A 13,722-nucleotide genomic window follows, 5' to 3' on the forward strand; every position below is an offset into this window, starting at 1 on the left:
AGATTCTATGCGAAGTTGAATTTCGCTACCGGCGCGGCCTGGGGATAAGTTGTGACCTACCCAATTCGGGTAAGGCGCGCGGCAAAGAAGCCATCGAGCCCGGAAATCTCCGGACGGCCCATATCCATGTCCGCCGGCGTCGTGCGCAAAGTGCCCTTCGGCGTCAGGAACGCGTCGGCGCCTGCTACCTCACCGGGTTGGATCGGATCATCGGCAACGCCGGGCGTGGCCGCAAGAAAGGCTTCGTAAAGCGCTTCGCCTTCGAGCGGGTCGAGCGAGCAGTTGGAGAAGACGATCCGTCCACCGGGCTTGACCAAAGTGACGGCGCGGGCAAGCAGGCGGTACTGCAGGTCGGCCAGTTTTTCGATATCAGCAGGCGATTTCGTCCATGGCACGTCCGGGTGGCGACGCACGGTGCCAGTCGACGAGCACGGTGCGTCGAGCAGCACTGCGTCGAAGAGTTCTTCCGGCTCATAGCGCAGGATGTCGGCCTGGGCGGTTGCGGCGGTCATGCCTAACCGCTCAAGGTTCTTCTCCAGCCGGGCGAGCCGGTTCTTCGAGCTGTCGATCGCGGTAACGCGTGCGCCGGCCAGCGCCAGCTGTGCCGTCTTACCGCCAGGTGCTGCGCACAGGTCGGCGACATGCAGCCCGGAAACATCACCGAACAGGCGCGCGGGAAGTGCTGCGGCGGCGTCCTGCACCCACCATTCGCCCTCAGTGAAACCGGGCAGGTCCGGCACATTGGCGGCGAGCCGTTCGACGCGTACCGAGCCGGTGGGCAGCACGATGCCGCCAAGCTTTTCCGCCCAGGATTGAGGATCGGATTTCACGGTGAAATCGACAGGGGCTTCGAGGCGATGAGCGGTGAGGATTTTCTTTGCCGCATCTGCGCCATAGCCGGAAACGAGCCGGGCGCGGAACCATTCCGGGGCATCGTCGGTCTCGGCCAGCATGGCCGGCAGTTCCTCTGCCTTGCCGCGCGCCAGCGAGCGCAGCACGCCGTTGACCAGACCGGAAAAGCGGCCGGTGCGCGGATCGGACTTGGCGTGGGTGACGGCGATATCGACGGCGGCGCTGTCGGGAATGTCGAGGAACAGGATCTGTGCTGCCGCGACATGCAGGATGTGGGTGAGTGCCGTGGCGTTGGCAGGCAGCGCTTTTTCAAGCCGCGCCGAAATCAGGTTGTCGATGGTCCGGCGGTAGCGCAGGGCCGTGGCGAGGATAGCCCGCACCAGCGAGCGGTCGCGCATGTCGAGCGCCTTGAACTGCGGATGGCCATGGTCGTGGTCGGTCAGTCCGTCGAGCGAGGTCTTTGCGTCGATGACGGCTGCCAGCAGCTTTGCCGCAGCCTTACGCGCGGCGAGGCCGGGCGCATTCGCATCCTCTTGTCTCTGGTATTCCGATTGCCTGAATGGTTTCGGTTTGGAGCGCTGACGGTCGTTCACGGTCACGACCATGGGCCTTTCGGCCCGGTTGGGTTGCGGCCCCATGGACCGGAATTCGGCTGAGTCGGCTTTTCCTCGACGGCGGGCTTTGCGGGAGCTTCCCACGGGCCGGCTTCGCGCGGCTCAGGATTGCGCGGCGCAGGGGCAGGGCGCGCGCCGCCGTTGCCGCCCATGCCCTGGCGTGCCATCTCCTCCAGCGCGGCTATGCGGTTCTCTGTGTTGGGGTGGGTCGAGAAAAGATTGTCCATGCGCTCGCCGGAAAGAGGATTGATGATGAAGAGCGGAGCCATTGCGGGATTGCGCTCTGCGTCGGGGTTGTGGATGCGTTCGACGTTGCGGGCGATCTTGTCAAGGGCTGATGCCAGCCAGAGCGGATTGCCGCAGATCTCGGCGCCACGCCGATCTGCGGAATATTCGCGCGTGCGGCTGATCGCCATCTGCACCATTCCGGCAGCGAGCGGGGCGACGATCATGGCCACCAGCACACCGACGAAGCCGAGCGGATTGTTGTTCTCGCGGTTCCCCCCGAAGAAGAAGGCAAAGTTGCCGAGCATGGAAATCGCGCCGGCAAGGGTCGCGGTGATCGTCATGGTCAGCGTGTCGCGATACTGGACATGGGCAAGCTCATGCGCCATCACGCCGGCCACTTCCTCATGCGACAGCCGCTGAAGCAGGCCGGTGGAGGCGGCAACCGCCGCGTTCTGCGGGTTGCGCCCGGTGGCGAATGCGTTGGGCTGTGGGTTGTCGATGAGATAGACCTTCGGCATCGGCAGGCCGGCGCGTTCGGCCAGCGCGCGCACGATGCCGTAATATTCCGGCGCATTCTTCTCGTCGACCTCGACGGCATGGTTCATGCGCAGAACCATCTTGTCGGCGTTCCAGTAGCTGTAGAGGTTCATGGCGGCCGCCATCATGAAGGCGATCATCATGCCGCCCGAGCCGCCGATGGCATAGCCGACGGCCATGAACAGCGCGGTCATGAAGGCCAGCAGCATTGCGGTTCGCATGATGTTCATTCTTAGGCTCCGTAAACGCGCGCAAGGAAAGGGTCGATACGCGATAAAACTTCGCTATATGATGGGTAAGAATTGGTCCGGTTTCAATCATCTGCCGCAGGAGTTCGCGAATGACCGAGAACACAACCGAAAGTAACGGAACGGTCGTCGAGCCTGTTGAACGCAAGGCGCTGTCACCGGCTGCCGAGCGCGCGCTGAAGGAAGCAGAGGCGCGACGCCAGGCCTACAAGAAGCAGGAGGCTGCCCTGCCACGCGAGATCGGTGGCCGCGGCGGCAACGAGCCGGTGCGCTACGGCGACTGGGAGATAAAGGGTCTGGCGAGCGATTTCTGAAAGATTGCTTCCTAACTCGCCCCGCCGGCCATCTGGCGCGGTTTTCTGCGCTTCCGGTGCTCACGTACTTTAACGTACGCTCCGCTCCGGTTCTCGAAATTCCACGCCATATGACTCGGCGGGACGAGTTATCAAACAATCTTTGCCTCTCTCTTTTAGACGGTCATTTGGGTAGCTCGCCACAACTCCCCGGAACGATAGCCGGCATTGTGCGTTGAGGGTAAAATCTTCTCTCAAGATCGCGAGGTAGCGCCATGCTGATCCGGCTAGGCTACGAGATTGCCATCGAATGCACGCAGCCCATGCCGGTGATATCGGTGCTGGAAATCTGCAAGGAGCGGCGGGCTGATATCCAGCGGCAGACGAAGGTGCTGACCTCGCCAAATGTTCCAAACCACACTTACGAGGATGTCCACGGCAATCTTTGCCGCCGCTTCATGGCGCCGGCGGGAGGGTTCCGCATTCTCTATGACGCGCTGGTCGAAGACAGCGGCGAACCCGACGAACTGAACACCTTGGCCAGGGAAATGCCGGTGCAGGACCTGCCCGACGAGGTGATCGGCTATCTCTTGGGCAGCCGCTATTGCGAGACTGATCATCTCGGCGACATCGCCTGGCAGCAATTCGGCCATGTGCCAAGCGGCTGGGCGCGTGTGCAGGCGATCACCGAATATGTGCACAACCGGCTGTCCTTCGGCTACGGTTATGCCCGCGCCACACGCACCGCCGCGCAGGCACATGACGAGCGCGTCGGCGTCTGCCGCGACTTCGCGCATCTGGCGATCGCACTTTGCCGCTGCATGAACATTCCGGCCCGCTACGTGAACGGCTATCTCGGCGATATCGGCATCCCCCCGGATCCCTCGCCGATGGATTTCAACGCCTGGTTCGAGGTTTTCCTCGACGGCAAATGGTACACGTTCGACGCGCGCCACAACAAGCGCCGCATCGGCCGCGTGGCGATTGCACGCGGGCGTGATGCAACCGATGTGCCGTTGCTGCACAGCTTCGGCGCACACACGCTGACCGGCTTCAAGGTCTGGACCTATGAGCAGGACAGCCATCCGGCGACGCCTCCGCCGCATGGCATCGACCGCACCTTCGATGCGCAGATGCTTTCCTGAGCGGCGTTGCGTGCTCGCCATTGTGACTTCCGGCGGTGAGGCGAGATACTGGCTCGCGCTGCGCCTCGTGCTGCCCTATTGCGGCGGCCGGCGTGAAAGCCGGTGCAATTAAAGCGCCGGGTTTACCGGCGATTAAGCACAGAATTCATCAATTCGTTTCGAAATCAAAAGCTTATATTTGCCGGGTGGATTGAACCCCAGGTTGTAAACCCGATTCGATGAAATTCCTGCTACGACGCTCTCGGGTTTTCTTGGCTGAGGGGCAAAAACCATGCGTAGGGCGCGGGCACTATCCGATTTCGCGAAAAATCGAAGCGGCAACTTCACCTTGATGGCGGCGGTATCGATGTCGGTACTGCTTCTGACCATAGGCTTCGGCATCAATGTCGCCCAGTCGCTGAACGTGAAATCGAGCCTCCAGTCCGCGCTCGATTCGGCCGTGACCTCGACGGCGCGCGACCTGACCACCGGTGCGATCAAGGAGAAGGATGCGCGCGCGACGGTCGAGGCTTTCCTCGTCGCTAACAGTACGTCGCGCTTCTCGACGAAGGACCGTTTCGTGCTGGATAACCTCGTCGTCGACCAGACGGCGCGGACGATAACGGCCACGGCCCATGCCAATGTCGTGCTGGCCTTCCCGCTTTTCGGCATGGGCGATCCGCGTGTCGGTTCCGAGTCGGCTGCAGTCTATTCCGACAGGAAGATCGAAGTGGCGATGATGCTGGATGTCACGGGATCGATGGAGAAAGACAAGAACGGTGACAAGATCGGCGACCTCAAGACCGCAGCGAAGAATGCGGTCGACGCGTTCCTCAAAGGGCAGGATGCGACCAAGCCGCGTGTGCGCGTGGCGATCGTGCCCTATGCAAATTCGGTGAATGCTGGAGCACTCGCGGCAAAGAGCGTTTTTGTGGAGACAAATTCCACGTCTCGGAGTTTCGTTGGCGGGACGGCGGATGCGAAACCGGTTTCGGGCAGCGGAGGAAATTCATCGTCGCCATCTGGTGGAGGGGGCTCAAAGGACAACTGTGCCACCGAACGGCCAGGCCCGTATCAATACACTGACGCAGGCCCTGGTACGTCGATGGTTCATCGCGACTATCTCCTCAACGACTATGCCGAGTATTACAACACCAACAAATGTCCGGATGCCGAAATCATGCCGCTGACAGCGGACGCTACGGCGCTCAAGAAGAGAATAGATGAGTTCAAGGCGCTGGGCGGCACGGGAGGCCATATCGGCGTTCAGTGGACCTGGTACATGCTGTCCGAAAAATGGGGCGATGTGGTGGGGGAGGCAGCGCGGCCGGCCAAGCTCGAGCCGAAGAAGGTCGCGAAATATGCGATCCTCATGACGGACGGCGAGTTCAATCTCTCATACTTTGACGTCACTGATTACAAGGCCGCATACGCTGCCGCTGGCAAGCAGGCGACACGCGATGCAGCGAAGAAACTGTGCAAGGCCATGCGAGACGGCGGCATCGAAGTCTTCTCGATTGGCTTCCAACTGGTCGAAACCAACGCCAAGGCGACGATGAAGGATTGCGCCAGCCCCGACACTAACTCGGTCAAGCACTACTACGAGACCTCGACGGGCGCGCAGCTTAACAGTGCCTTTCAGGAAATCGCCGGCAATATCGAGGCGCTCGCCTTAACCAAATAGAGCGGGCGGCAGGATCGCCACAGAAACGGAAAAGGCCGCCGCTTCCGAAGAAGCAGGCGGCCTTCCCGTGACTTTCGTCCAGTGCGTGGCGTCAGCCGCAATCCCTCAGGGCCGCAAGCTGCACGTCAAAACCTTTAGAGGAGAGACTGCTCTCCAGAAAGGTAATCCGCTGAGCCCTCGCTCTGAAAACCGAAACCACTCGACATCGGATCACCTCCTTTCATTTGTTGAACACAACCCGAAGGTGGGACTGTTTGCCCGATTTCGCAAGTGCAAATCTGCAACGGTGTTTGCATTCTTGTGCGGGGCGTCCGATCACGGGGCAATCGAGTATGGGACTCCCACCCCTAACCCCTCCCCGCAAGGGGGAGGGGAATAAGATGGTCTGGGTTACCCCTTCTTGTTCTGCCGGTTCTCGATGAGGTCATCGACAACCGCCGGATCGGCGAGGGTCGATGTATCGCCGAGCGCGCCAAAGTCGTCCTCGGCAATCTTGCGCAGGATGCGGCGCATGATCTTGCCCGAGCGCGTTTTCGGCAAGCCCGGCGCGAACTGGATCTTGTCGGGCGAGGCGATGGCGCCGATCTCCTTGCGGACATGGGCGATGAGTTCCTTGCGCAGGTCCTCCGACCATTCGACGCCGCTCATCAGCGTGACATAGCTGTAGATGCCCTGGCCCTTGATGTCGTGCGGGTAGCCGACGACGGCGGCTTCCGACACCTTGTCGTGGGAGACCAGCGCGGATTCGACCTCGGCTGTGCCCATGCGGTGGCCGGAGACGTTGATGACGTCGTCGACGCGGCCGGTGATCCAGTAATAGCCGTCGGCGTCGCGGCGGCAGCCGTCGCCGGTGAAGTATTTGCCCTTGTAGGTGGAAAAATAGGTCTGGATGAAACGCTCGTGGTCGCCATAGACGGTGCGCATCTGGCCCGGCCATGAGTCGACGATGCACAGGTTGCCGTCGGCAGCACCCTCCAGCACCTTGCCGTCATTGTCGACGAGCTGCGGCTGGACGCCGAAGAAGGGCCGCGTCGCCGAGCCGGCCTTGAGGTCGGTGGCGCCGGGCAGCGGCGTGATCAGGATGCCGCCGGTCTCGGTCTGCCACCATGTATCGACGATCGGCACCTTCTTGTTGCCGACAACGTTGAAATACCATTCCCAGGCTTCCGGGTTGATCGGTTCGCCGACGGAACCCAGCACGCGCAGCGACTTGCGCGAAGTCTTCTTCACATGGTCGTCGCCGGCGCCCATCAGCGCGCGGATGGCGGTGGGCGCGGTGTAGAAGATGTTGACCTTGTGCTTGTCGACCACATCCCAGAAGCGCGAGGCGGACGGGTAGTTCGGCACGCCTTCGAACATCAGCGTCGTCGCGCCGTTGGCGAGCGGGCCATAGACGATGTAGCTGTGGCCGGTGACCCAGCCGACATCGGCGGTGCACCAGTAGATGTCACCGTCATGGTAATCGAAGACATATTGGTGGGTCATCGAGGCAAAGACGAGATAGCCGCCGGTGGTGTGCAGCACGCCCTTCGGCTTGCCGGTGGAGCCCGAGGTATAGAGGATGAACAGCGGGTCTTCCGCCTTCATCTTTTCCGGTTTGCAATCCGGCTTAACCGAGGCGACTTCGTCGTGATACCAGACGTCGCGTCCCGGAGCCCAGCCGACCTTGCCGCCGGTGCGGCGCACGACCACGACGGTCTTGACCCGGACATGGTTGCGGGCGGCAATGTCGATCGCCTTGTCGGTGTTTTCCTTGAGCGGGATGGTCTTGCCGCCGCGCAGGCCCTCGTCGGCGGTGATGACGAAGGTCGATTCACAATCGACAATGCGGCCGGCCAGAGCGTCAGGCGAGAAGCCGCCGAAGACGATCGAATGGATGGCGCCGATGCGGGTACAGGCGAGCATCGCATAGGCCGCTTCCGGGATCATCGGCATGTAGATGGTGACGCGGTCGCCCTTCTTGACGCCGTGCTTCTTCAGCACGTTGGCTAGCCGGCAGACATGCTCGTAAAGCTCGTTATAGGTGATCTTCTTGTCGTCGTATGGATTGTCGCCTTCCCAGATGATGGCGGTCTGGTCGCCGCGCTTCTTCAGGTGGCGGTCGATGCAGTTGTAGGAGACGTTGGTCAGCCCGTCCTCGAACCATTTGATCGAGACTTTGCCGGTGAACGAGGTGTTCTTGACCTTGGTGTAGGGCTTGAACCAGTCGATGCGCTTGCCGTGCTTGGCCCAGAACTTGTCGGGATTCTTGACGCTGTCGCCATACCATTTCAGGTAGGTGTCGTCGTCGATCAACGCGTTCTTCTTCCACGCCGGCTGGACGCGGTGGACTTTTACATCGGACATTTTCTCTCCCCATACTGACCGGCGGTCGATCGCCGCCGGCTGCGCTTCGTAGCGCGGAATTCGCCGGACTTAATATCATTCCCGGGCCGGCGACAATATTAGACATAGGGTTTGGACGCGGTTGCGGCCATCAGGATGGTCTTGCGCGGCCGCCGCGCTATCAGCACTCGCTTATGCTTGCTGCCAAGCATTTGATTTCATGAATGAAATCACACGAATCGTGATAGGCTGTTAGTAGCCGGTTAATCATCGCGTCGCATCATCGTGACTGTGGAGGATCGGCTGAGGCGGGAGAATTGCCATGCGTGAGACTTCTGAACTGGAACTGATGCTGAAGGGTTACGGGCTGACCACGGCACAGCTTCTCTATCACATGCCCGACCACCCTCATGTGCTGCAGACCTTCATCTGGCAGGACTATGACCTGGCCCCGAAATTTCCGGGCCTGTTCAGGTTTATCGAGTTCTGGAAGGCCAAGCTCGACGGTCCGCTGCATTCGGTCAGCTACACGCACCGCAAGCTGATCGCGCCGAATGAATGGCGCAATGTGAACGGCGAGTTCGTGATGCACTGATGTCGGCGACGGCGGCTGCAAGGCAACCGCCGTCTGTAGTGCCGGGGCTCAACTCTTCGCGACGAACGGCGCCGGACGTCGGCCGGCAGTCTGACGCTCGAGCATCCAGCCGGGATATTCGGCGGGAAGCGCGCTGACTTCGTCGAGCTTGGCGAGATCGTCGGCGTCGAGCTTGAGCTGTGTGGAAGCAAGATTCTGCTCGAGCTGGTCCATCCGGCTGGCGCCGATGATGACGCTCATGACGAAGGGCTTTGCCAGGACATAACCAAGCGCCACCGTGGCGACGCTGACATCATGCTTCTTCGCGATCTCGCGCATGACGGCGACCGCCGCCCAGGCGCGATCCTCATTGACCGGTGGGAAATTGAAGGCGTTGCGGCGGCCGTCGCCATTGCCGGGCGCGCCGGGGCCGTATTTGCCGGAGAGGAGGCCGCCGGCCATGGGCGACCACACCATCAGGCCGAGCTTTTCCTCATTGAGGAGAGGCACGATCTCGCGTTCCAGATCGCGGCCGGCGATGGAATAGTACGACTGGACGGTTTCAAACCGGGCGATGTTCTTTCGCTCCGAGATACCCAGCGCCTTGGCGATGCGCCAGGCCTGCCAGTTCGACACGCCGACATAGCGGACCTTGCCGCCGGCGACGAGATCGTCGAGCGCGCGAAGCGTCTCGTCGATCGGCGTCACGGTGTCCGTGCCGTGGAGCTGGTAGAGGTCGATATGGTCAGTCTGGAGGCGTTCGAGGCTGGCGTCGACCGAATCCATGATGTGGCCGCGTGAGGAACCGCGCTGGTTCGGCCCTTCGCCCATCTGGCCATGAACCTTGGTGGCGATGACGACATTTTCGCGTTTGACGTCGAGGTTCTTCAGCGACTGGCCGAGAAGGCGTTCTGACTGGCCGAAGGAATAGACGTCGGCGGTGTCGAAGAAATTGATACCGGCGGCCAGCGAGCGGCTGACGATTTCATCGACACCTTTCTGGTCGAGGCTGGCGATGGCGCCCCATTGGGCATTTTCGCCGGCGGCCCCGAATGTCATGGTGCCAAGGCAGAGTTCGGAGACGAACATCCCCGTATTTCCGAGTTGATTGTAGCGCATGCGACGCTCCCGATGATGTGGATTACATCAACCATATAGGAACGGCACGTTTCGTTACAATGACGGAGCCACGATCTTTTTGGGGCGATGCGGTTTTCTCAAAACTACCGGCTCCCAAAGATCGCCGAGCCGACGCGCACCGAAGTCGCGCCGAAGGCGACGGCGAGTTCGTAGTCGCCGGACATGCCCATCGAAAGTTTCCCGACGTTGGCCTCGCGCGCCAGTTTTTCGAGCAGGGCGAAATGCGGGCCGGGGTTTTCGTCCGCCGGGGGAATGCACATCAGGCCCTCGATCGCGAGATTGTGAAGCTCGCGGCAGCGCTTGACGAAGGCGACGGCCTCTTTCGGCTCGATGCCAGCCTTTTGCGGCTCGGAGCCGGTGTTGACCTGGACATAGAGCTTTGGCGCTTTGGCTTGCCTGGCGATTTCCTTAGCGAGTTCGGCGGCAATCTTTTCGCGATCGACGGTCTCGATGACATCGAACAGGGCGACAGCCTCCCTGGCCTTGTTGGATTGCAACGGGCCGATCAGGTGCAGTTCGAGATCGGGAAATTCCTGCTTCAGCGCTGGCCATTTGCCTTGCGCTTCCTGCACGCGGTTCTCGCCGAACACGCGCTGGCCGGCCTCGATCACCGGGCGGATTTCGCTTGCCTCGAAAGTTTTCGACACGGCGACAAGCGTCACGGAACCTGCCGGGCGCTTGGCTTCTTGCTCGGAGGCCGCGATCTTTTCCTTCACCAGTGCGAGCTGTTCGACCGATTTTTCCATGTCACGTCCTGCTGCATTTTGTCGGGGTCCCAGTTGCCGGAGTTGACGGGTTCGGCAATCCATGGTGAACACCCGGACCACATTTTGCGAACTGTCAGGCTGCGGCCTGCGGTTTCGCGCATGCTTTTAAGTGAAAAACACCCGATGGCAACCGAACGATACAATCCGCGCGCATCCGAACCCAAGTGGCAAAAGGCCTGGGATGCAAAAAAGCTCTTCGAGACGAAGAACGACGATCCGCGCCCGAAATACTACGTGCTGGAGATGTTCCCCTATCCGTCGGGACGCATCCATATCGGCCACACGCGCAACTACACGATGGGCGACGTTGTGGCCCGCTACAAGCGCGCCAAGGGTTTCAACGTACTGCACCCAATGGGCTGGGACGCCTTCGGCATGCCGGCGGAAAATGCCGCCATGCAGAACAAGGTCCATCCCAAGGACTGGACCTATGAGAACATCGCGACCATGCGCGCGCAGCTCAAGGTCATGGGACTGTCGATCGACTGGACGCGCGAATTCGCGACCTGCGACGTCGATTATTATCACCGCCAGCAGATGCTGTTCCTCGATTTCGTCGCCAAGGGGCTGGTGACGCGCAAATCCTCCAAGGTCAATTGGGACCCGGAGGACATGACGGTGCTTGCCAACGAGCAGGTCATCGACGGGCGCGGCTGGCGCTCCGGCGCGCTGGTAGAACAGCGCGAGCTGACGCAGTGGTTCTTCAAGATCACCGACTATGCGCAGGACCTGCTCGATTCGCTCGACGGATTGACGGAGTGGCCGGAAAAGGTCCGCACCATGCAGTCGAACTGGATCGGCCGCTCGGAAGGCCTGCTGATCCGCTGGCCGATCGCCGAGGGTACTTCCCCTAACGGTGAGGGTGAGCTGGAAGTCTACACGACGCGGCCCGACACGATCTTCGGTGCCTCCTTCATGGCGATCGCAGCCGACCACCCGCTGGCGAAGAAAGCCGCCGAGACCAATCCGGAACTCGCAGCTTTTGCCGACGAATGCCGGCGCATGGGCACGTCGGTGGCCGCTCTCGAGACTGCCGAGAAGAAGGGCTTCGATACGGGCATCCGCGTCGTGCATCCTTTTGACGACAGCTGGACGCTGCCGGTCTACGTCGCCAATTTCGTGCTGATGGAATATGGCACGGGCGCGATCTTCGGCTGTCCGTCGGGCGACCAGCGCGACCTCGATTTCGCCAACAAATACGGCCTGCCGGTGATTCCGGTGGTGATGCCGGAAGACGGCGATGCGGCGACATTCCAGGTCACCGAGGAGGCCTATACCGATGACGGCGTGATGATCAATTCGCGCTTCCTCGACGGCATGACGCCAAAGGCCGCTTTCGAGGAAGTGGCCAAGCTGCTGGAAGCCAAGACCATCGGCAACCGGCCGATGGGCGAGCGCAAGGTGCAGTTCCGCCTGCGCGACTGGGGCATTTCGCGCCAGCGTTACTGGGGCTGCCCGATCCCGATGATCCATTGCGAGGATTGCGGCGTGGTGCCGGTGCCGAAGGCCGACCTGCCGGTCAAGCTGCCGGACGACATCGACTTCGACAAGCCGGGCAATCCGCTCGACCGCCATCCGACCTGGCGGCATGTGAAATGCCCGCAATGCGGCAAGGATGCGCGCCGCGAAACCGACACGATGGACACGTTCGTCGATTCGTCGTGGTATTTCGCGCGCTTCACCGCGCCCTGGGAGAACGAGCCGACCGACCCGAAGGCTGCCAACGAGTGGCTGCCGGTGGACCAGTATATCGGCGGCATCGAGCACGCGATCCTGCATCTGCTCTATTCGCGCTTCTTCACCCGCGCCATGCGCGAGACAGGGCATGTCGATCTTGCCGAGCCGTTCAAGGGCTTGTTCACACAGGGCATGGTCGTGCACGAGACCTACAAGACCGCCGACGGACGCTGGCTGACGCCGACCGAGGTGCGGATCGAGGGCAGCGATGCTGATCGTCGCGCGATCGTGATCGAGACCGGCGAGATCGCCGAGATCGGTCCGCTCGAAAAGATGTCGAAGTCGAAGAAGAATACGGTGAGCCCGGAAGAGATCACCGACGGCTATGGCGCCGACACCGCGCGCTGGTTCATGCTGTCGGATTCGCCGCCCGAGCGCGACGTGGAGTGGACCGACGACGGTGCCGCCGGCGCCCATCGCTTCATCCAGCGCGTCTGGCGTCTGGTCTCGACGGCTGCCGAGCAGCTTGCCGGCGTCAAGGCTGCGTCGTCGCAGGACGGCGAGGCGGGCACTGTGTCGAAGGCTGCCCACAAGGCGCTGAAGGCGGTTGGCGAGGATATCGAAAAGCTCGCCTTCAACCGCGCGATCGCACGCATCTATGAGCTCGCGAATGCCATGACCGGACCGGTCGGTGAGATCGGTGAAGGCAGAGGCGACGAGGCACTGAAGGCGGCGACGCGCGAGGCGTCTGAAATCCTCGTGCAGCTGATCGCGCCGATCATGCCGCATCTGGCCGAGGAGTGCTGGGCAACGCTTGGCGGCGAGGGACTCGTTTCCGAGCGGCCATGGCCGGTGTTCGATCCGGCGCTGGTCGTGGACAATGAATTCACCTATCCGGTGCAGGTGAACGGCAAGAAGCGCGGCGATTTGACAATTGCCCGCGACGCAGATCAAGGTGCCGTCGAAAAGGCGGTGCTGGCGCTCGATTTCGTCCAGAAGGCGCTTGAAGGAAAGACCCCCCGCAAGGTAATCGTGGTGCTTCAGAGGATCGTCAATGTCGTTGCCTGATCAGTCGCGGAAATTCCCGGTCTCCTTCTCGCGCGGCATGGCCGTGCTTGGTGTCGTTGCGGCGATGGCTATCGTCTCGGCCTGCACCGTGCGGCCTTTGTATTCCAACGCGCCTATGGCGCCGGGGGCGTCGGTTAGCACGACAACGGCCCTGCGCTCCATTGCCATCAAGCCGGTGGAGACCCGTTACGGGCAGGAAGTTCGCAACCACCTGATCTTCGGCTTCAACGGCGGCGCGGGCCAGCCCGCAAGTCCGGCCTATTCGCTCAATCTCGGCGTAACCGCGGTGAAAACCGCGGCGGCAATCGTCCAGCGCGTCACCGAAGACGAGCCGACCGCCGGCACGATGACCGTGGCCTCCAGCTATGTGCTGACAGAAATCAAGACTGGAAAGGTCGTGGCCCGCGGCAAGCGCAGCGTCTCGTCGTCATACGATATTCCGCGTCAGGGCTATGCGGCCCTGCGTGCGGAAAAGAATGCGCAGGACCGCGCGGCGCGCGAACTTGCCGAACTGCTGCAGCTTTCCATCGCGCAGGATCTGTCGAAGCTCTGATTCCAGCTCGCGTTTTCTCGCGGGCCGGAACCGCCGTG

At 61.6% G+C, this 13,722-nt stretch carries 11 protein-coding genes; 6 read left to right on the plus strand and 5 right to left on the minus strand.

From position 1 onward, the window contains the following. Positions 1-56: 56 nt before the first annotated feature. Both BM413_RS00610 and htpX read right to left on the minus strand, forming a co-directional pair. Positions 57-1,457, minus strand: a complete 1,401-nt coding sequence (locus tag BM413_RS00610; protein WP_091910197.1) for an RsmB/NOP family class I SAM-dependent RNA methyltransferase — start codon at positions 1,455-1,457, stop codon at positions 57-59. After that, a complete protein-coding gene (htpX, locus tag BM413_RS00615; protein ID WP_091908955.1) occupies positions 1,448-2,461 on the minus strand; it encodes a zinc metalloprotease HtpX in 1,014 nt (337 codons plus the stop codon). The genes BM413_RS00610 and htpX overlap by 10 nt, the downstream gene beginning before the upstream one ends. Positions 2,462-2,571: 110 nt before the next feature. Here htpX and BM413_RS00620 point away from each other — a divergent pair, with 110 nt between their 5' ends. From BM413_RS00620 to BM413_RS00630, 3 genes are all read left to right on the plus strand, one after another. Beyond that, the gene (locus BM413_RS00620) at positions 2,572-2,793 is read left to right on the plus strand and encodes a DUF1674 domain-containing protein (protein ID WP_091908959.1); all 222 of its coding nucleotides are present in this window, start codon (positions 2,572-2,574) and stop codon (positions 2,791-2,793) included. A gap of 254 nt (positions 2,794-3,047) precedes the next feature. Then, the gene (locus tag BM413_RS00625) at positions 3,048-3,917 is read left to right on the plus strand and encodes a transglutaminase-like domain-containing protein (protein WP_091908962.1); all 870 of its coding nucleotides are present in this window, start codon (positions 3,048-3,050) and stop codon (positions 3,915-3,917) included. Between the two features lie 271 nt (positions 3,918-4,188). Then, on the plus strand, positions 4,189-5,580 hold the full coding sequence (locus BM413_RS00630; RefSeq protein WP_091908966.1) for a TadE/TadG family type IV pilus assembly protein: 1,392 nt from the start codon (positions 4,189-4,191) through the stop codon (positions 5,578-5,580). Between the two features lie 390 nt (positions 5,581-5,970). On the opposite strand, the gene acs is transcribed toward BM413_RS00630, so the two are convergent. Then, positions 5,971-7,926: an acetate--CoA ligase gene (gene acs, locus BM413_RS00635; protein WP_091908969.1), complete on the minus strand. Its 1,956-nt coding sequence runs from the start codon at positions 7,924-7,926 to the stop codon at positions 5,971-5,973. 301 nt (positions 7,927-8,227) lie between these two features. Here acs and BM413_RS00640 point away from each other — a divergent pair, with 301 nt between their 5' ends. Further along, positions 8,228-8,500 carry an usg protein gene (locus BM413_RS00640; RefSeq protein ID WP_091908972.1) on the plus strand — a complete coding sequence of 91 codons (273 nt, stop codon included), beginning with the start codon at positions 8,228-8,230 and terminating at the stop codon, positions 8,498-8,500. A 48-nt stretch (positions 8,501-8,548) separates the two neighbouring features. On the opposite strand, the gene BM413_RS00645 is transcribed toward BM413_RS00640, so the two are convergent. Next, the gene (locus BM413_RS00645; RefSeq protein WP_091908975.1) at positions 8,549-9,598 is read right to left on the minus strand and encodes an aldo/keto reductase; all 1,050 of its coding nucleotides are present in this window, start codon (positions 9,596-9,598) and stop codon (positions 8,549-8,551) included. 104 nt (positions 9,599-9,702) lie between these two features. After that, positions 9,703-10,365, minus strand: coding sequence for a YggS family pyridoxal phosphate-dependent enzyme (locus BM413_RS00650; RefSeq protein ID WP_091908978.1), 663 nt, complete (start codon positions 10,363-10,365; stop codon positions 9,703-9,705). Positions 10,366-10,509: 144 nt separating this feature from the next. On the opposite strand from BM413_RS00650, the gene leuS reads away from it, so the two are divergent. Then, positions 10,510-13,131, plus strand: a complete 2,622-nt coding sequence (leuS, locus tag BM413_RS00655; RefSeq protein WP_091908981.1) for a leucine--tRNA ligase — start codon at positions 10,510-10,512, stop codon at positions 13,129-13,131. Further along, positions 13,118-13,684 carry an LPS assembly lipoprotein LptE gene (gene lptE, locus BM413_RS00660; protein ID WP_091908984.1) on the plus strand — a complete coding sequence of 189 codons (567 nt, stop codon included), beginning with the start codon at positions 13,118-13,120 and terminating at the stop codon, positions 13,682-13,684. Before leuS ends, lptE begins: the two co-directional genes overlap by 14 nt. Positions 13,685-13,722 lie beyond the last annotated feature (38 nt).

The organism is Mesorhizobium sp. YR577, from assembly GCF_900116595.1.
Lineage (GTDB): Bacteria > Pseudomonadota > Alphaproteobacteria > Rhizobiales > Rhizobiaceae > Mesorhizobium_M.